The organism is Acinetobacter lwoffii (genome assembly GCF_024129355.1).
GTDB lineage: Bacteria > Pseudomonadota > Gammaproteobacteria > Pseudomonadales > Moraxellaceae > Acinetobacter > Acinetobacter lwoffii_I.
The window spans coordinates 16,895-35,435 of sequence record NZ_JAMXXP010000009.1 but is presented as its reverse complement, the minus strand read 5'-3'; the positions used below and the strand labels follow the sequence as shown (position 1 = coordinate 35,435).

The window sequence follows — 18,541 nt, the reverse complement described above, 5'->3', positions numbered from 1 at the left end:
ATGCGCCTGCCTGTTTTAACTTTCGATATTGAAACCCAAACCGATCTCAAATCAGGCGCGCATCTGTTTGGTCTGGACCTGCCCGAAGCAGATCTGGATCAGGCCTTGACCAAATTACGCCGTCAGGATTCAGGCTCGGATTTTCAGCGTTTGCCGCTGCATGAAATCGTCTGTATTTCCGGTTTGTGGATGGATGAGCAGGGCATGAAGCTGTTTTCCTTTAGCCGGGAACAGCATTCTGAAGCAGAAATTTTGAAAAAATTCTTGTCCATTTTTGACAAGCGACATCCGACTCTAGTGAGTTGGAATGGCTCACAGTTTGATTTACCAGTAATTTTATACCGCGCCATGTATCATGGACTCTCTGCACCGAGTCTGTTCGATCAGGGCGAAATTGATACGCAAAAGCGTTATAATAACTACCAGAATCGTTACCATCATCGTCATGTTGACCTGATGGATGTGATGGCCATGTTTCATGCCCGTCATTTCCAGAAGCTGGATGATGTTGCACATTTGCTGGGTTATCCAGGCAAGCGCGGTGACGGAGCCTATCGGGTTCCGGAATATGTCCGCAATCAGCAATGGACCGAACTGACGTCTTATTGTGAAGGTGATGTCCTGAATACCTGGCTGGTGTATATCCGCTGGTTGCTGTTAAAAGGCCAGCTGTTACTGCCGGATTATCAGCATCTGCTGCAAAGCACGATTCAATATTTGCAGACTCAACCGCAGCATGCGGACTTTTTATCAGTTTGGCGTGAGACTTCGCAACGAACTGAATTTACCCAATTTGATTTTCCCATCTCCATACCCTAGGTTTTCATGAAACATCGAGCACAAGCACGTCCTATCCAGCAACCCGAGTACATTTTTCAGGTTGAGTCACTATCGCATGAGGGACGTGGTATCGCTCATTATGGTTCACATCCGGATCATCCGCAGCATAAACATGGCAAGAAAGTCTTTATCCGTTATGCCTTGCCGGGTGAAACCGTGCGTGCCCGCATTACCCGTGAAGTTAAAAAACTCGAAGAAGCCGACAGTCTTGAATTGTTGAGCGACGCTTCCGAGATTCGCGTGAAGCCGGTGTGTCCGCATTTTGGGATCTGTGGTGGCTGTAATATGCAGCATATCGCTGCGGATGCGCAGATTGAACTGAAACAGAATGTGCTGAAATCGCATCTACAGCATTTTGCTGGAATCCAGCCTGATCAATGGCTACCGCCTTTACGTTCACAACGTGAAGATTATCGCCGTAAAGCCCGGATTGGGGTGCGTTATCTACCTTCCAAGGATCAGCTGGTGGTGGGTTTTCGTGAGAATCAGTCCAACAAACTGACACCGATTGATCGCTGTATGATCTTGGATCGCGAGTTTGGCTCGGTTACACGTCTTAAACAATTGCTGCAAGGTCTGAATGGTAAGCCCGACATCGGTCATATAGAATTGGCCATGGGGGATCAGGACATTGCGCTGCTGGTGCGTGAAACTGCAAAATTATCTGCCGATGATGTCAACCAATTGCGCGAATTTACGTTACAGAAAGGCTGGCAACTGTATCTGCAGCCTGCCGGCAAAGAAACGCTTTCGCGAATAGATGATACAGAAGCATCTGCACGCTTACACTATGGTCTTGATGACTTTGATGTGAAATTCGGCTTTAATCCTCTGGACTTTACTCAGGTAAATTCAAGCATCAATCCGCAAATGGTACGATTGGCATGTGATTTGCTACAACTGCAACAGGGTGAACGGGTTCTGGATCTCTTTTGTGGATTAGGAAACTTTTCCTTACCTCTTGCGCGCTGTGTTGGTGCGTCGGGTCAGGTGATTGCGGTCGAGGGAAGTGATGAAATGGTTCGACGTGGTGCGGAAAATGCCAAAAACAATGGTATTGCACAAATATCGTTCTATTCACAAGATTTAACCAAAGATTTCTCGCACCACACTTGGGCAAATCAAGGTTTTGATGCATTATTAATCGACCCGCCACGTGCCGGGGCAGAAGAAGTGATGCATTATATTCCTCAGTTTGGAGCTAAAAGAATCGTTTATGTGTCATGTAATCCTGCGACACTCGCCAGAGATGCAGGACTATTGGTACAACAGGGCTATCGTCTCACCCAAGCGGGCGTGATGGATATGTTTACACATACTGGACATGTTGAATCAATCGCATTGTTCGAAAAAGAAAATCAAATAAACGATTAAAGAAATGATGTTTTTAAAAGTAGGAGACGGGTATGGTCACAGTACGTGAGCAACTCCCTGGACGACTCAATGAGTTGTCACAGGAGACGACTGTAGAACATGCCGAACAAGCACACCAGGATCTGACTGAATGGTTGGATCGGGTTCGTGGCATATTAGATGGCGCACCTTTAACGCAGCTCGAAGAAGTCGCCCACTTAACATTAGAAAGAGAGCTGCAAAGTACGGTTCAGCACCGCTCCAATACCTTTTATACTGGTATTGAGATGGCGGATATTCTGGCGCATCTGCATGTCGATGAAGATACTTTGTCCGCAGCCATGCTGTATCGTGCTGTTCGTGAAGGCGTCATGCCACTCAGTGAAGTATTGGAACAGTTCGGCGAACAGGTGCATAGCCTGGTCAAAGGTACGCTTGCCATGGGTAAGCTGTCTGAGCTGATCGAAAAAAATAAACGCTTGGAAGATCATTTCAATAATAACCAGCGTGAACATCTGTCTGGCATTTACAAAATGCTGATCTCGGTCACCGAAGATGTACGTGTCGTTCTGGTCAAGCTGGCCGAACGTACCTATGCCTTGCGTGAACTGGCCAATTCCTCGCGTGAGCGTCAGGAACGGGTGGCCCGAGAAATTCTGACCATTTACTCGCCACTGGCACACCGCTTGGGCATTGCTCAGTTGAAGTGGGAGCTGGAGGATCTGGCTTTCCGTTATCTTGCGCCGGAACGTTATAAAGAAATTGCTTCCTTACTGAATGAAAAGCGTCTGGAGCGTGAACAGTATATTCAGTTTGTGATTGATAAATTACGCAATGAATTGGCTGAGCATGGCATCGAAGCTGAAATTAATGGCCGGGTGAAACACATTTATTCGATTTATCGAAAAATGAAAAGCAAGAACCTGAGCTTTGACCAGCTCTATGATATTCGTGCGCTACGGGTACTGGTGAAAAGTGTACCGGAGTGTTACCACACTTTAGGTATTGTGCATCAGATCTGGCGCCACATTCCGCATCAGTTTGATGACTATATTACCAATCCGAAAGCCAATGGCTATCGTTCTTTACATACAGCAGTAATTGCCGAGAACAAGTCACTTGAAGTGCAAATTCGTACCCATGCAATGCATGACGAAGCTGAACTTGGGGTGTGTTCACACTTTAATTATAAAGAAGGTGCAAAAACCACAGATCGCTCCTTTAACCATCGTCTACATTCCTTACGTGCGGTACTTGAGCATTATCAGGAGCGTAATGAAAGCAGTGCACATAAAGAATCTGAAGATGAAATAGAGAATTTTGAGCATATTCAAGATTTTGAAGGCTTCGAAAAGATCTATGTGTTTAGCCGTGATGGTGATATCAAAGAGCTACCACGTGATTCAAGCGTGCTAGACTTTGCGTATCATGTACATACCGAGGTCGGGAACAAGTGCTATGCCGCACGGGTGAATCAGCGCTATGTGCCGCTGACCTATACTTTGAAAACTGGTGAACAGGTCGAAATTCTGACCAAAAAAGACCGGGAACCGAACCGGGACTGGCTGGTTAATTCGCTGGGTTATATCAAGACTGCCCGTGCGCGAGATAAGTTGCGTCACTGGTTCCGTCAACAGGATCGCAGCAAGAACCTGGAAGTCGGCCGTGAAGTACTGAACAAAGAATTGTCACGTCTGGCAATTCATCCGAAATCGATTGATCTGAGTGATTATTGCAACCACTTCAATGTCAAAACCGGTGATGACATTCTGGTGAATCTGGTCAATGGCGATATCAGCTTGCATGCTCTGATTAATCAGGTGAACCGCCATATGCATCTGGATCAGGACGAACCTGAACTGGTGCTAAAACCTGCCCTGAACCCGCGTGCCAGTCATACGCTGTCAGCGCACGGGATTCTGATCGACGGTCTGGATAACGTGGAATTGCATGTCGCGCAATGTTGCCAACCGGTGCATGGTGAGTCAATTGCAGGTTATATCACTCTGAATCGGGGGGTGAGCATTCATAAGGTGGCCTGTCCAGATTATATTCGCATGATCACCCAAGAGCCTGAACGTGCTGTAGAAGCTGATTGGGAAATGCAGCCAACACGTGGTCAGAGCGTACAGATTGTGGTGGAAGCTTACGATCGACGTGGGTTGCTCAAAGATCTGACCCAGGTAATTTTCTCGGATCAGATCAATATCCGTCAGGTGAATACCATTTCGGAAGCGGACGGTATTGCCAATATGAAGCTGCTGATTGAAGTCAAAGGTCTGGCACAACTTTCCAAGCTATTGGCCCGTCTTGAGCAGCAGCCGGGAATTATCAGCGCGCGCCGTCTGGTACAGGGCACTTAATTCCCCTTATGTAAGTTTAAAAAGCCTGTAATTCAATTGCGGGCTTTTTTATTGTAATGTATTTGAATCACATGCATAAAAAATAGACCAGCAAACCAAGATGAGCGCGACCGAAATATTTGAACGTAGACGAAATAATCTGGCCAAGGTGATTGATCTGCTGATCGAGACGCAGCAATTTAAAACCGGCAAAGAGATCTGTGAGTATTTCGGCTTGTCTGCGTCATATATTGCGCAATTGCTGAATAGCAAACGCCAGATCGGGGAAAAGGCAGCAAGGGAACTGGAACAACAACTGGGTCTGGATACTCTTATTTTAGATCAGTCGGCTGAACCAAAAGTTGAATTAGCTCCAATTCCAGAGCAAGGCGTATTATTTCAGATGCAGGTGGTGCAACAGCAGGCATTTGCACTTATTCCTATAGATTCAGCGCTCTCATTCAATCAGGATATTTTTCATTTGCAAGCACAGCATTATGCGATTCAGGTAGCAGGGCCGTATTATTTTCCCAGCTTAAAACCGGGCTGGTGGTTGATTTGTGACAAACAGGCCGAGTTATCCACTACAGGCATACTCTGTGTGTATCTGCTCAATGGCCTGCAGCTCATTTTGCAGTTGGTGAGCGAAGCTCGGGATCATTATGAATTTCAAAGTCTGGATGAAAACAGAAAGGTGGTTTTCCAAAAAAACGATATTGAGAAAATCCATCCAGTCATTGCGATTCTTCCCACTGCGAGCATATTCAAATAGCAGAAATAATTCAGCCCATCAAAAGATGGGCTGAACGATGAAAATGAAATAGAACAGATTATGGAATCTGGTTCTCGTCTTCAAATTCTGGCTTCACCTGAACAATAAAGTCCTGACGGTTCAGACCACGCCATAGGGCAAAGGCTGTACCGATATAGATCGACGAATATGTTCCGACAAAGACACCAACAAACATCGCGATCGAGAACCATTTCAGGCCATCACCACCCATCAGCATCATGGCAAGCACCACGAGCAATAAGGTCATGGAGGTATGAATGGTACGACGCAACGTTTCAGTCAGGGCAATGTTGATAATCTCGACCGGTTCGGCACCACGAATCTTACGGAAGTTCTCACGGATACGGTCAGAAACCACGATATTATCGTTGAGTGAGAAACCGATGATTGCAAGGAGTGCCGCAAGTACAGTGAGGTCAAATGGCCACTGCATCATCGCAAAAATCCCGAGGGTGACGATGATGTCATGGAATAGCGACAACACGGCGCCCATGGCTAGCTTGAACTCAAAGCGGATAGTGACATAGACCAGCATCAACAGGAGTGCTAATGCCACAGCACCGCCAGAACGGACATAGAGCTCGTTACCGACCTGTCCACCGACGACATCGACCTTGGGTACTTCTGCCGCATTATTTGGCAGTTGAACCGCTGCTGTAACAGCCTTGGTCAAGTCTTCAGCTTCGATATCTTCCTGAACCGGCATACGCACCATCAGGTCACGTTCAGACCCTAAGGTTTGTACCACAGCATCATTAAAACCTGCCTGATTCAATGCCTTGGAGACATCTTCAGGTTTGACCGGATTGGTATAGTTTAATTCGGCTGCCACACCACCGGTAAAGTCCAAACCGAGGTTCAGGCCTTTGGTGGCAATAAAGAAGATACTCGCAACAGTTAAGAGGATTGAAAACAATGCCGCAGGCATCGCAATCTTCATAAACGGAATAATGCGTTCGTCTTCCGGGCGACCGTACTGTTTTTGATTCAGTTGAGTATTTTCAGTCATCAGTGATCTCCTTAAATGCTCAACTTTTTCAAGTTACGTTTTTTGCCATAAATGAGCTGTACCACGGCACGTGTTACTGTAATGGCAGTAAACATCGAGCAGACAATACCAATCATCAGGGTTACGGCAAAGCCTTTGATCGGACCTGTACCAATCGCGAACAGAATGAACGCCACTAGGAATGTGGTCAAGTTCGAGTCGAAAATGGTGTTATAGGCACGATCATAACCGGCCACAATCGCCTGTTTTGGCGAAGCTCCCCATTTCATTTCTTCTCGTATTCGTTCACAGATCAGTACGTTGGCATCGACCGCCATACCGATGGTAATGACGATACCGGCAATACCCGGAAGGGTAAGGGAAGCGCCAATCCAAGACATGACTGTCAGAATCATCGCCAGGTTAAAGACCAAGGCAAAGTTGGCAATCACACCAAACAGACGGAAGAATACCACCATCCAGATGGCGACCAGAAGGAAACCGATCTGAGTTGAAAGTACACCTTTATCGATGTTTTCTTGACCCAGACTTGGACCAATTACACGTTCTTCAACAAAATACATTGGCGCAGCCAACGCACCTGCACGCAGCATCAAGGCAAGTTCAGCAGCTTCTTGCGGCGAGTCCAGGCCAGTAATACGGAACTGAGAACCCAGTACTGCCTGAATGGTTGCAGCGTTAATGACTACAGATTCAGTATACGGCGTACGAACTTCAGTCTGAGTGCCGGTCGCAGGGTCTTCCACATAATTAATGCGCTGCTTGTTCTCGATGAACAAGACGGCCATACGTTTGCCGACCGCATTACGGGTGGCATCCGACATCAGTTTGCCGCCTGCGCTGTCCAGGGTAATATTTACTTCTGCACCGCCTGTATCCTGGCTAAAGCCACTTGAGGCATTCTGAACACGTTCACCGGTTAAGATACGGTTACGGTTCAGGAGGAGCTGACGACCACTGTCCAGTGATTCATAAGCGAATACTTCTGTGCCTGGTGGCAATGCACCCGTTGCCTGACCGGTATATGGATCAATATATTGATCATTCAGGTCAGACACTAAACGGAACTCGAGGTTCGCGGTACGGCCCAAGACACGTTTCGCTTCAGCGGTATCCTGTACACCCGGAAGCTCAACCACAATACGGTTGCTGCCCTGAGTTTGAACCATTGCTTCCGCCACACCTAACTCGTTAATACGGTTACGTAAAGTGGTCAAGTTCTGGTTGACTGCATAAGATTCAATTTCTTGCTTACGCACATCAGTATAGTTCAAACGTAAAGTCGAACCGGTTTCGGTCGCAACAGCCTGCTGGGTAAACTCATTGCCATTACGGCGCAAGAAGTCCATCGTTGCAGAACGATCATCATTGTTGGCAAACTGCATCACAATGGTGTTGTTGCTTAAATTCAGGCTATTAAATTTCAGGTTGTTATCACGCAACTGACGACGTAGATCCGTCGCAGAGGTTTCCATACGCTGGGAAATGGCCTTGTCCATATCCACTTCAAGCAAGAAGTGAACACCACCACGTAAATCCAGGCCGAGCTTCATTGGTTTGGCACCAATTTTTTGCAGCCATTCTGGGGTGGTCGGGGCAAGGTTCAGTGCAACCACGTAATCATCACCTAAACCACGACGTAAAGCCTCTTTGGCTTTAAGCTGCGATTCACTTGAATCTACACGTAATAAGGCTGCATTGTTGCCAAAGCTATTGTCATGGGTGGCAATATTTTCAGTTTTTAAAATTTGCTCTGCTTTTTGTACGATGCTTGCATCAATTTGAGTACCGGCTTTGGCACCCGAAATCTGTACAGCAGGTTCATCTGGATACAAACTTGGCAGGGCATATAAGGTACTGATCACCAGGACAACCAGGATCAGTACATATTTCCATGCTGGGTAACGCATTCGTTTTCTTCTTAAAATGAAAAAGTCGTGCGAGGGCACGACTATTTTTGATTAAAGGTTATTTAAAGTGCCTTCAGGTAGAACTGAGATTACACTTGCGCGTTGAACTTTGACTTCTACACCGCGGCTCAATTCAACCACTGCGAAGTCACCTTCAATCTTGGTGATTTTGCCCATTAATCCGCCTGCAAATACCACTTCACTGCCAACGCCCAGACTTTCAACCAAAGCACGGTGTTCTTTGGCACGTTTAGATTGAGGACGCCAGATCAAGAAATAGAAGATTGCAATAAAAACAGCAATCATCAAAAGGTTCGCTATCATGCTTGGTTGTTGTGCAGCTTCACCTGCAGCGTGAGCAGTCGAAATAAAAAGGCTCATTACATTTTCCTAAAATAAAAAAACTGGTGATCAACTCGATAATAAATTGATATATTCTTGCAATTTACATTGTCTTTTTCCTCAGCGCAAATACTGATGGATTAATCTTGCGGACAAGGTGGCACTTCCAGGCCACGGCGGGCATAAAAGTCATGAACAAATTCGTCAAATGTACCGTTGTCTAATGCATCACGCATCGCTTCAGTCAAACGCAGGTAATAGCGCAGATTATGAATCGTACCGAGCATAGAGCCGAGCATTTCTCCACATTTCTCAAGATGGAATAAATAGGCACGGGTAAAGTTCTGGCAGGTATAGCAGTCGCAATGCGGATCGAGTGGACTCTGGTCATGACGATATTTACTATTACGGATCCGCACCAAGCCGTCTGTCACAAAATAGTGACCGTTACGTGCATTTCGGGTTGGCATCACGCAGTCAAACATATCCACACCACGACGTACCGCTTCCACAATATCTTCAGGCTTGCCGACACCCATCAAATAACGCGGTTTGTCTGCAGGCATTTTTTCTGGAAGATAATCCAGTACCTTGATCATTTCCTCTTTTGGCTCACCAACGGACAGGCCGCCAATCGCATAACCATCAAAGTCGATTTCTAGCAGGCCTTTTAAGGATTCATCACGTAAATCTTCATACATGCCGCCTTGAATAATACCGAACAGCGCATTACGGTTTTTCAGCACGTCATGATGCTGGGTTTTACAGCGTTTGGCCCAGCGTAAAGAAAGTTGCAATGATTTTTGCGCTTCTTCATGCGTCGCAGGGTACGGGGTACATTCATCAAAAATCATTACAATGTCAGAGTTCAGCGTGTGCTGAATATCCATTGAAATTTCAGGAGATAAAAATACTTTTGAACCATCAATCGGCGAGCGGAAGGTGACACCTTCTTCTTTAATTTTACGCATTGCGCCCAGACTGAAGACCTGGAAGCCGCCTGAATCGGTCAAAATGGGACTATTCCATTTCATAAAGCCGTGCAGGCCGCCATGTTCACGAATTACATCCAGTCCTGGACGTAGATACAAATGGAAGGTATTGCCCAGAATGACTTGAGATTTGATCTCTTTAATGTCGCGTGGCAACAGGCCCTTGACCGTACCATACGTACCCACAGGCATGAACATCGGGGTTTCCACCACACCGTGTTCAAGCGTTAAACGACCACGACGGGCACGGCCCGACTGACCTAATTTTTCAAACTTCATAGGAGTTCCACATCAAGGCGAAAAAACAGTTCGCTGATTGTTATAGCTAAAGGGCGCTATTTTCCTTGATTCTTACACTAAACGCCAGCATTGTAGAGCATTCGCTCTGTAATTTTATTTATCGCTGAAGCAAGGGAACATTCGGAGATATTGGGGGATGTGTAGAAAACTGCTGTAAGCGCTGCTGAATATCTTCCCGGCTGAGGGCGCAGCTGCCATCCGGTTCTGAGGCCATTGCAGCGATATGCTGGATCAGTTTCTGGATATAAATATTGCTATCGACAAAGTAGGATTCCAAGGTTAGCAAATAGGCATCTTGCGCCACTTGTAGATAGTCATAAGGCTCCATCACCAGCATCTGCTCTAGATCAATCAAGATATCTTTGTCGTTTTGCGAGAGTTTCAAGCGTTTCTGCATGGCAGGTAAATGAGTAGTTTGTCTGGATGCCAGAAATTTCTGTAAATGAATATGCTCAGGATTAAGTGTCTGTGCAGATTGGCATTCAAATTCGACTTGGGTGGGCAGGCTCATGAAAAACAGGATGCCATCCAGATCCAGACCATAGGCTTCAGAAAGACGATGTTTGGCCTGTTTAAAACTCTCCAGCAATAAATCCAGATGCGTCGCGTGCAGCTGTTTTTGCTGTGCCAATACCGGATGGCCAAAGCTGTGCTGGGTTTTAAAATAATCGGCCAGTAAGGTTTTAAAGGGGATAAGTCCAGAGTCGGGCAAAGCGTGGGCCCGATAACGCCACTTCCGGACATTCCAGCGATCCTGTTCCGCCAGATATTGCTGTGGATTTTCCGGATCTTTAAAAATACTGCGTTCAGTCGAGATGGCCAGATCATCCAGCAGTAAAAATTCGTCAAAGACCAGACTACAGGCATAGATTTGATCATCCTGATAATGGTCGTATAACCGATAAAATTCCTCGACCAGCGTCTGTTGCAAGTGCTCTAAATAATCCAGCATAATTTTTATTCTTTATATTATAAGTTTTAGATAGGTACAGCCGCATCCTTGGCTATTTTTATAATAAGTTAATGCGCCAAGGATGCAAAATTTTATCAGATCTTGCTGTTCACTCAGTGAAAGTTCGGACGGTAATCAAAATTCTGTGTCACGCTTTGATCACGGAATGGACGTACCACTTTTTTTCTGAGTAACATATTATTAATGATGTTGTGCGGAAAAATCTGGATCTGGTTGTTAAACAGCTCGACATTGCGATTATAAATGGTAATCGCCGCACCGACATTTTCATTCTGTTCTTCAATTTCAGCCATCATTTTCAGATAGATGTCATTGGCTTTCAGTTCCGGATAATTTTCAATCACGACATTCAGGCTATGCATTAACTGTTTGTTCAGACTTTCAATGCGTTGTAATTGTCCAATATCGGCATCCTTGATATTCAGGTTCATGATGTTCTGACGCAGTTCGGTGACTTTTTCTAGCGTGCCTTTTTCAAAACTCGAGTATTGCTCGACCAGCGGTTGCAGCCCATCCAGAATTTTCAGTTTTTGCCGTTCATAACTGGCGACATCCGACCAGGCGCGAATCGTGGCGTTGTGATGACGGACAATACTGTTGCTGATCATGATAATCGTGACAATCAGCGCCACAATGATCAAACATAAAATCAAAAATCCCATCCGAGATCTCCCCAAGCTATATCTATATTTTAAAAATGATGCGAAAAATTTATTTTAAAAACTGCAGCAGATCATGTTGTAAGTTTTCGAGCTGTTTTAATTTAAACGTTCTCAGGTGGCCGCGCAATGTGGAAATATCGCTAATATTCTGCTGCTTGCTCGATACCTGAAATAAATCATGGGGCCCTAGATAGCACAGCATCTTATTTTCTGGGTGAAACAGTAAATCACCCTGACGCTGTTCAAAAAAGTCGGCCAGTCGCAGCACAAAACCCGGACTGAGTAATTTGGCAGTTTGCAGCGGATCACTGCCATAAAAGCTTAATCTCTGGTTGGTGCGAATATCGCTGCTGTGCCAGGGATGGCTATAAGGATAATAAAATTTCTTTCTGGAAGTCGTAACGGCCAGTCCCTGAATCTGGATATCAAACACAAATACGCCCCACAGGTCTTTATGGACCTGCATCAGTTTGACTGGCTGACCTTCCTTATTTCGGGCCTGTACTTCATCAATATAGTGGTATTGGAACAGTAGCACCTGATGTTGCTGGCCATTTTCATCTTCCCAGACCGTGCTGGCATAACGCTGAATCTCATTACTCAACGAACCTTGATTGAATACTGGAAATAATTGTTTTAAATGCCGGATAAAGTGCAGGGGATTGAGTGGCATGGAAATATGCAGTGGCTGTTTTTGAAAGGCAAGCTGATATTTTTTGGCCAGTGCCTGTTCTTCCAGAAAAGCAATGACTTCCTCTAAGGGCTGCTGCTGTTCATAGCAAATATAGGCCCAGAAGATACAGAGACAGCCGAGAAAAACACTGCCCTGAATCCAGATATTTCCCGGCGCAATAAAAATGCTGCCAATCAGAAAAAGCCCAATTCCGGCAAGCGCAAGCGGCAGGTTATTTTCAAACTTGAGCGTAATCGGGCCATTCCAGGGATGCAGCCCATCCAGCAATTGCTGATGCGTTTTGGCCTGTTGACCCAGATCCCAAAGCCGAGCGATATTTTGAAACACCACTGCATTTTTCTTGCGGCGAATATGAATGGACTGTTGTACAGACTCGATCGGCATGGGCAATGGTTCTCGCTTATTTCGCCTGATCAATCAGCATGGCATCGCCATAACTGAAGAAGCGATACTGGCTGTCTACTGCATGCTTATAAGCATTGAGAATATTGTCACGATTGGACAAGGCAGACACAAGCATTAACAGGGTCGATTCTGGTAAATGGAAGTTAGTGATCAAACGATCGACCACTTTAAACTGATAACCCGGATAGATGAAAATCTGGGTATCACCTGTCCAGGCTGCCAGTTCACCGTTATGTGCTTGTGCTGCACTTTCGACTGCACGGGTGGCAGTCGTGCCTACAGAAATGACTTTATTACCGCGGGCTTTAGTCTGACGAATCATCTCGACCGCAGTTTCAGGGACGTCGCACCATTCGCTGTGCATGATGTGATTTTGAATATCATCGGTACGCACTGGCAGGAAAGTACCTGCACCAACATGTAGGGTCACAAAAGTTTTTTGAATCCCTTTGGCTTCCAATTTTGCCAACAGATCGGCATCAAAATGCAGGCTGGCAGTAGGTGCTGCAACGCTGGCCAGTTTGGTTGGGTCATTAAACACGGTTTGATAACGTTCAGTATCAATCTCTTCCGCTTCACGGTTGAAATAAGGCGGAATCGGCAAGGCGCCGTATTGATCCAGCACATCGAGAATTGGTTGTGAAAATTCTACAATAAACAGATTTTCATGACGGCCTTGTACGGTCACTTTCACTGCATCCGGGCCAATAAAAAGTTCTGCACCGGCTTTCGGAGTGTTGCTGGCCTTAATATGACAATAGGCAATAAAGCGATCTTGCATACGCTCAACCAGCACTTCTACCGCACCGCCTGAAGCACGTTTACCTTTTAAACGGGCCTTCATGACTTTGGTGTCGTTTAATACCAACAAGTCGCCGTCTTCAAGTAAATCCAGAATATCGGTAAATTGATGGTCATGATATTGACCTTGGGCATCGAGGTGCAACAGGCGAGAGGCACTGCGTGTTTCCAGTGGGTAGCGAGCAATCAGCTCATCGGGGAGATCAAAATTAAAATCAGAAAGTTGCATGATGATTTACGCTAAAAAAACTGCGGCTAGTATAAACTTTTTTCTTTTTTATGGCGGGAATTGCTCGATTTTAAAACGAAAAAATGCGATTTGTTTTAAAAATAAACAAATGAAAATATTCTGCGTTGACAGTGCTGAGAAATCGCGTATTATACCTTTCATCCACTCCCGAGGTGGTGAAATTGGTAGACGCGGCGGACTCAAAATCCGCTGTCAGAGATGACGTGTCGGTTCGAGTCCGACCCTCGGGACCAAAATTCTAAAAAACCCCAAGCACATTCAGTCTTGGGGTTTTTTATTGTCTGAAAAATAATAACCTGTTTCTTTTTATCTGCTCTTCAAAATTATCTTCTTGATTTAAAAGATAGCTTGTGAAAATAACACTGCATAGAACTGCTTAAAAAATGGATTGCTTCAGTGATTGCGCTGCATGAATTGGACATAAAAAAAACCGGCACGTCAGTGCCGGTTTTTTAATCAATTTAACCTAAGGTTAAATCGATTTTTTAACTCATTACATAGAAGCAAGAGCAGCATTCAACGTTGCACTTGGACGCATCACTGCATTTACTTTTTCTTGATCAACTGCGTAGTAACCGCCGATGTCTACTGATTTGCCTTGAACTTCTGCAAGCTCAGCAACGATTTTCTCTTCATTTTCAGCTAAAGTTTTTGCAAGTGGTGCAAATTTCGCTTTCAATTCAGCATTTTCGTCTTGAGCAGCAAGTTCTTCAGCCCAGAATTTCGCCAGGTAGAAATGGCTGCCACGGTTATCAAGCTCACCTGTACGACGAGAAGGTGACTTGTCGTTATCCAGTAATTTACCAGTTGCACGGTCTAAAGTTTTGGCAAGTAACTTGATGTTGTCATTGCCTTCTTTAATACCCATTTCTTCTAAAGATACCGCCAACGCCATGAATTCACCGAGTGAATCCCAACGTAAGTGGTTCTCTTCAACTAACTGCTGTACATGTTTAGGAGCAGAACCGCCTGCACCTGTTTCGTACATGCCGCCACCCGCCATTAACGGCACGATAGACAACATTTTCGCAGATGTACCCAATTCCATGATTGGGAACAAGTCAGTCAGGTAGTCACGCAGGATGTTACCTGTTACCGAAATAGTATCTAGACCGCGTGCAACACGTTCAAGCGTATAACGCATTGCACGTACTTGTGACATGATCTGGATATCAAGACCAGTGGTGTCATAATCTTTCAGGTATTTTTCAACTTTCTTGATCAGTTCGTTTTCGTGTGGACGGTACGGGTCAAGCCAGAAGATTGCTGGCATGCCAGAGTTACGTGCACGAGTAACTGCAAGTTTCACCCAGTCACGAATCGGTGCGTCTTTCACCTGACACATACGCCAGATATCGCCTTCTTCCACGTTTTGTGACATCAACACTTCGCCTGTTTCTAGGTCAGTGATGTTCGCAACACCTGCTTCAGGAATTTCGAAAGTCTTGTCGTGTGAACCGTATTCTTCCGCTTTTTGCGCCATCAAACCAACGTTAGGTACAGTACCCATGGTTTTTGGATCGAAGTTGCCATTCCATTTACAGAAATTGATCATTTCCTGGTAAATACGTGCGAAAGTTGATTCAGGCATGACTGCTTTACAGTCGTAAGGCTTGCCGTCAGCGCCCCACATTTTACCGCCACCACGAATCATTGCAGGCATAGAAGCATCTACAATCACGTCGTTTGGTGAATGGAAGTTAGTGATGCCTTTTGCAGAATCAACCATCGCTAAAGCTGGACGGTGTTCTTGACAAGCATGTAAATCAGCAATGATTTCTTCACGTACAGAGGTTGGTAAAGTTTCAAGCTTTTCGTAAAGACCCGCCATACCGTTATTGACATTAATGCCAAGCTCATCAAAAAGCTTGCCATGTTTTTCGAATGCTTCTTTGTAGTAGATTCTTACACAGTGACCAAATACGATTGGGTGAGACACCTTCATCATGGTTGCTTTAACGTGTAAAGAGAACAGGATGCCTGCTTCACGACAGTCTTCAAGTTCTTTCTCGTAGAAGTCGCAAAGTGCTTTCTTGCTCATGAACATTGAATCGATGATTTCGCCGTCCAGAAGCGCAACTTTTGGCTTAAGAACAATCGCTTCACCAGACTTGGTGATCAATTCCATTTTTACATTCCGTGCGCGGTCTAAAGTCATCGACTTTTCGCCGTGGTAGAAGTCACCTTCGTCCATGTGTGAAACGTGAGTTTGCGACCACTGTTTCCACTCGCTCATAGAGTGCGGGTGTTTTTTCACGTAGTTTTTAACAGCAGCAGGTGCACGACGGTCTGAGTTACCTTCACGTAGAACAGGGTTTACTGCTGAACCAAGACATTTGCTATAACGTGCCTTGATTGCTTTTTCTTCTTCAGTGGTCGGGTTTTCAGGATAGTCAGGGATTGCATAGCCTTTAGACTGAAGTTCCTTGATACACGCTGTTAGCTGGCCAACAGAAGCACTGATATTTGGGAGTTTGATAATGTTCGTGTCTGGGTCTTGTGTAAGACGACCTAGCTCAGCTAGAGTGTCAGGCACCTTTTGCTCTTCGCTTAGGTAATCTGTAAATTCGGAGAGCACGCGCACAGCTACAGAGATGTCACTTTTGACGATCTCAACGCCAGCTGGCTTAGTAAAGGTCTCAATGATCGGCAGCAGAGAATAAGTCGCCAATAATGGCGCCTCGTCGGTCAGTGTGTAAATGATAGTTGACTTTCCACCAGCCATATATAGCCCCTTGCGTTGGATTGAGTTTCTGAGGACCGAACTTTTGGCCCAGCCTCTTTGAACCGATTTGCTTAAATAAAAACATTGAGAGTATCGTCTTTCAGCGCATTTCAGTCAACGAAATATCCCTTTAGATTAAAATTTGGGCGAAAATTTGTACAGATTTGTGCGATTTAGCCGTGTTTGTATTTTGTACAAAAAAATAATCTTCTATCGCTGTAAATCCTGATGAAAATGATCGGAAATGATTCGCTAGCCAATTGTATTCACTGAAAATGGTTTTTTGATCCTGACACAGGCTTAAACTGATCCTCGATATGGGGATGGATACCGAGTGACTGGATGCTGTTTTGCGCAAATTCAGTCAGGCTGATGATGCAAATTTGTCCTTGGCAGATGGCTACATCATCATGGAATAGCTTTGCGCTATACTGGCAAGCATCAATGAAATGATCTTAAAGATTGACGCTAACAAGGAAATGTAATGCCCAGCTTGTTTATTGTGATGCTCGGTGGTCGTCATGCCCGTGCCAATACAGAAGTTCATGATGTAGTTTTGGCAGTGGGAGAGAGTCTGGAAGACACCTATCCGCAATTAAAAAATGCCTGGTTTGCGGAACAGAAAGGTCTGCATGTTGATGCCTGGGCGCAAATCAACGGGCTAGAGTTCGAGGGCAAGTCCTATACGCTGCAATTTACTGATGCACAGCCACAGCAATCCGATGAAAAACTTTGGCTGATTAATCTGGGCGGTTATGATCCACGTGAATTTGGCGAGCTGCATCGTTATGTGCTGGTGGTTGCACAGAATGCCATGGTGGCCAAACAGTGTGGTAAAGCTTACTTCGCCCGGCACTGGCAAAAACAGCATACTGACCGTGTGCTGGATGTAGATGACTGTATTGCCATCGATCAGGTTTATGGCCGCTACGTCCAACTGCTAGAGGGTAGTTTTAGCGGCAATCGCTGGGAAAATACTTATCTCACGATTTAAAGCAGTTTGCGATTGAATTAAACCTGTGCCCGGCTTGATGATTCGATAAGCGGTTTAAAAAATCTCTTTATCAAAATTTAATAATTGGCATAATACTGCCAAGGAAAAACAGTTTTGACTGAGATGGAATGTCTTAAATGGATTTAATTCAGGCAAATGGACAACCGCGTTATGGACGTTTCAAGGAGCTTCCAAAAAGTATTGACTATCAGGCATATCAATACAAAAATCCTTATGGTCATGTGCTGTCAGGCTGGCGTAAGCATCTAAAATATAAAAAATTCAAATTCTGTAGTATTCAGCACGAGCATTATACGATTGGACTGGCGATTGCCGATATTGCATGGGCAGGGCATGGTTTTGTCTATGTCTATAACCATATGAGCAATGAAGTGCTGGAATGGAATGCGATTAATTTCCTGTCCCGTAACACGGTGCTGGACGAGCAGCCACTGTTTAATCATAGTTATTTTCACAAGTCACCTTTTCAGATCGATATCCAGCATGCCAACGGCGTGCGTTATATCAACGTCAGCAAATACGGCGAAATTAAACTCAGTGCCCGGATTTTCTGTGCCGGAACTGATCCACTGAGTATGTGCAGTCCAACCGGCATCAATGGCTGGACCTATACTCAGAAACTGACCACTTTGGGCTGTGAAGGCTTTTTCATTAACAAGCAGGGTGAAACCATTCAGTTTAATGAACGCAGCTTTGCTTCTCTGGATGATACCTGTGGCTTTTTGCGCCCGGAAACGGCCTGGTTCTGGTTGTCCTGTAATTTCTGGGATGTGAACCATAATCGGATTGGACTTAATCTGGCTTCAGGTGTGAATGAAAGTTTTGGCAATGAAAACTGTCTGTGGATCAATGGCAAGATTTATCCGTTGGCCGATGTGCTGTTCCAGCAGGAATCGGAAAACCAATGGACGATTCAGTCGCTGGATGAAAAATTGAATCTGATGGTGAGTACAGGCTGGCGCCGTTATGAAAATCTGAACCTGCGTCTGGTCGGAAGTCAGTTTAGTCAGTGGCAAGCCAAGGTTTCCGGAACGATCCAGCAGGATGATCAGGAAATTATTTTACTGAATGAATATGCCTTGCTTGAGCAGCATTATGCCAAATGGTAAAAGTGCAGGACATAAGACCTAATTTA

The 18,541-nt window shown here is 45.2% G+C and carries 15 protein-coding genes and 1 tRNA gene; 7 read left to right on the top strand and 9 right to left on the bottom strand.

Translation table 11 applies throughout. The features are described from left to right. The 4 genes from NI468_RS06885 to NI468_RS06870 all read left to right on the top strand — a co-directional run bounded on the left by NI468_RS06885 (position 1) and on the right by NI468_RS06870 (position 5,307). Entirely contained in the window at positions 1-819 is an 819-nt protein-coding gene (locus tag NI468_RS06885; RefSeq protein ID WP_005248065.1) for a 3'-5' exonuclease, read from the top strand. Between the two features lie 6 nt (positions 820-825). After that, positions 826-2,214, top strand: coding sequence for a 23S rRNA (uracil(1939)-C(5))-methyltransferase RlmD (gene rlmD / locus NI468_RS06880; protein WP_253100906.1), 1,389 nt, complete (start codon positions 826-828; stop codon positions 2,212-2,214). A gap of 32 nt (positions 2,215-2,246) precedes the next feature. Continuing rightward, the gene (locus tag NI468_RS06875) at positions 2,247-4,556 is read left to right on the top strand and encodes a RelA/SpoT family protein (RefSeq protein WP_253100903.1); all 2,310 of its coding nucleotides are present in this window, start codon (positions 2,247-2,249) and stop codon (positions 4,554-4,556) included. 100 nt (positions 4,557-4,656) lie between these two features. Next, the gene (locus NI468_RS06870) at positions 4,657-5,307 is read left to right on the top strand and encodes a hypothetical protein (RefSeq protein WP_004645154.1); all 651 of its coding nucleotides are present in this window, start codon (positions 4,657-4,659) and stop codon (positions 5,305-5,307) included. A gap of 58 nt (positions 5,308-5,365) precedes the next feature. On the opposite strand, the gene secF is transcribed toward NI468_RS06870, so the two are convergent. From secF to queA, 8 genes are all read right to left on the bottom strand, one after another. Beyond that, the gene (gene secF, locus NI468_RS06865) at positions 5,366-6,340 is read right to left on the bottom strand and encodes a protein translocase subunit SecF (RefSeq protein WP_171057021.1); all 975 of its coding nucleotides are present in this window, start codon (positions 6,338-6,340) and stop codon (positions 5,366-5,368) included. An 8-nt stretch (positions 6,341-6,348) separates the two neighbouring features. Then, positions 6,349-8,247, bottom strand: a complete 1,899-nt coding sequence (secD, locus tag NI468_RS06860) for a protein translocase subunit SecD (protein ID WP_253100900.1) — start codon at positions 8,245-8,247, stop codon at positions 6,349-6,351. Between the two features lie 51 nt (positions 8,248-8,298). Next, entirely contained in the window at positions 8,299-8,628 is a 330-nt protein-coding gene (gene yajC / locus NI468_RS06855) for a preprotein translocase subunit YajC (protein WP_064095203.1), read from the bottom strand. 101 nt (positions 8,629-8,729) lie between these two features. Next, positions 8,730-9,860, bottom strand: coding sequence for a tRNA guanosine(34) transglycosylase Tgt (tgt, locus tag NI468_RS06850; protein WP_005252828.1), 1,131 nt, complete (start codon positions 9,858-9,860; stop codon positions 8,730-8,732). A 118-nt stretch (positions 9,861-9,978) separates the two neighbouring features. After that, on the bottom strand, positions 9,979-10,833 hold the full coding sequence (locus tag NI468_RS06845) for a DUF4303 domain-containing protein (protein ID WP_195725605.1): 855 nt from the start codon (positions 10,831-10,833) through the stop codon (positions 9,979-9,981). 113 nt (positions 10,834-10,946) lie between these two features. Continuing rightward, on the bottom strand, positions 10,947-11,516 hold the full coding sequence (locus NI468_RS06840; RefSeq protein WP_253100897.1) for a LemA family protein: 570 nt from the start codon (positions 11,514-11,516) through the stop codon (positions 10,947-10,949). A gap of 49 nt (positions 11,517-11,565) precedes the next feature. Then, positions 11,566-12,594: a hypothetical protein gene (locus NI468_RS06835; protein WP_005106091.1), complete on the bottom strand. Its 1,029-nt coding sequence runs from the start codon at positions 12,592-12,594 to the stop codon at positions 11,566-11,568. Positions 12,595-12,610: 16 nt separating this feature from the next. Then, positions 12,611-13,645 (bottom strand): tRNA preQ1(34) S-adenosylmethionine ribosyltransferase-isomerase QueA, encoded by a 1,035-nt coding sequence (queA, locus tag NI468_RS06830; RefSeq protein ID WP_005106092.1) that lies wholly within the window; start codon positions 13,643-13,645, stop codon positions 12,611-12,613. 167 nt (positions 13,646-13,812) lie between these two features. Between queA and NI468_RS06825 the strand changes: the two genes are divergently transcribed. Continuing rightward, positions 13,813-13,899: transfer RNA gene (locus NI468_RS06825), tRNA-Leu, on the top strand. A 260-nt stretch (positions 13,900-14,159) separates the two neighbouring features. Here NI468_RS06825 and NI468_RS06820 read toward each other — a convergent pair. Then, positions 14,160-16,391 (bottom strand): NADP-dependent isocitrate dehydrogenase, encoded by a 2,232-nt coding sequence (locus tag NI468_RS06820; protein ID WP_222112251.1) that lies wholly within the window; start codon positions 16,389-16,391, stop codon positions 14,160-14,162. Between the two features lie 484 nt (positions 16,392-16,875). On the opposite strand from NI468_RS06820, the gene NI468_RS06815 reads away from it, so the two are divergent. After that, on the top strand, positions 16,876-17,385 hold the full coding sequence (locus NI468_RS06815) for a DUF1543 domain-containing protein (RefSeq protein ID WP_253100894.1): 510 nt from the start codon (positions 16,876-16,878) through the stop codon (positions 17,383-17,385). Between the two features lie 137 nt (positions 17,386-17,522). Continuing rightward, positions 17,523-18,515: a DUF2804 domain-containing protein gene (locus NI468_RS06810; protein WP_005252817.1), complete on the top strand. Its 993-nt coding sequence runs from the start codon at positions 17,523-17,525 to the stop codon at positions 18,513-18,515. Positions 18,516-18,541 lie beyond the last annotated feature (26 nt).

Bases quoted from the DNA above. Each gene is read 5' to 3' on its own strand.
- NI468_RS06885 (WP_005248065.1), top strand. From the start codon at position 1: ATGCGCCTGCCTGTTTTAACTTTCGATATTGAAACCCAAACCGATCTC.
- rlmD (WP_253100906.1), top strand. From the start codon at position 826: ATGAAACATCGAGCACAAGCACGTCCTATCCAGCAACCCGAGTACATT.
- NI468_RS06875 (WP_253100903.1), top strand. From the start codon at position 2,247: ATGGTCACAGTACGTGAGCAACTCCCTGGACGACTCAATGAGTTGTCA.
- NI468_RS06870 (WP_004645154.1), top strand. From the start codon at position 4,657: ATGAGCGCGACCGAAATATTTGAACGTAGACGAAATAATCTGGCCAAG.
- secD (WP_253100900.1), bottom strand. From the start codon at position 8,247: ATGCGTTACCCAGCATGGAAATATGTACTGATCCTGGTTGTCCTGGTG.
- yajC (WP_064095203.1), bottom strand. From the start codon at position 8,628: ATGAGCCTTTTTATTTCGACTGCTCACGCTGCAGGTGAAGCTGCACAA.
- tgt (WP_005252828.1), bottom strand. From the start codon at position 9,860: ATGAAGTTTGAAAAATTAGGTCAGTCGGGCCGTGCCCGTCGTGGTCGT.
- NI468_RS06845 (WP_195725605.1), bottom strand. From the start codon at position 10,833: ATGCTGGATTATTTAGAGCACTTGCAACAGACGCTGGTCGAGGAATTT.
- NI468_RS06840 (WP_253100897.1), bottom strand. From the start codon at position 11,516: ATGGGATTTTTGATTTTATGTTTGATCATTGTGGCGCTGATTGTCACG.
- NI468_RS06835 (WP_005106091.1), bottom strand. From the start codon at position 12,594: ATGCCGATCGAGTCTGTACAACAGTCCATTCATATTCGCCGCAAGAAA.
- queA (WP_005106092.1), bottom strand. From the start codon at position 13,645: ATGCAACTTTCTGATTTTAATTTTGATCTCCCCGATGAGCTGATTGCT.
- NI468_RS06820 (WP_222112251.1), bottom strand. From the start codon at position 16,391: ATGGCTGGTGGAAAGTCAACTATCATTTACACACTGACCGACGAGGCG.
- NI468_RS06815 (WP_253100894.1), top strand. From the start codon at position 16,876: ATGCCCAGCTTGTTTATTGTGATGCTCGGTGGTCGTCATGCCCGTGCC.
- NI468_RS06810 (WP_005252817.1), top strand. From the start codon at position 17,523: ATGGATTTAATTCAGGCAAATGGACAACCGCGTTATGGACGTTTCAAG.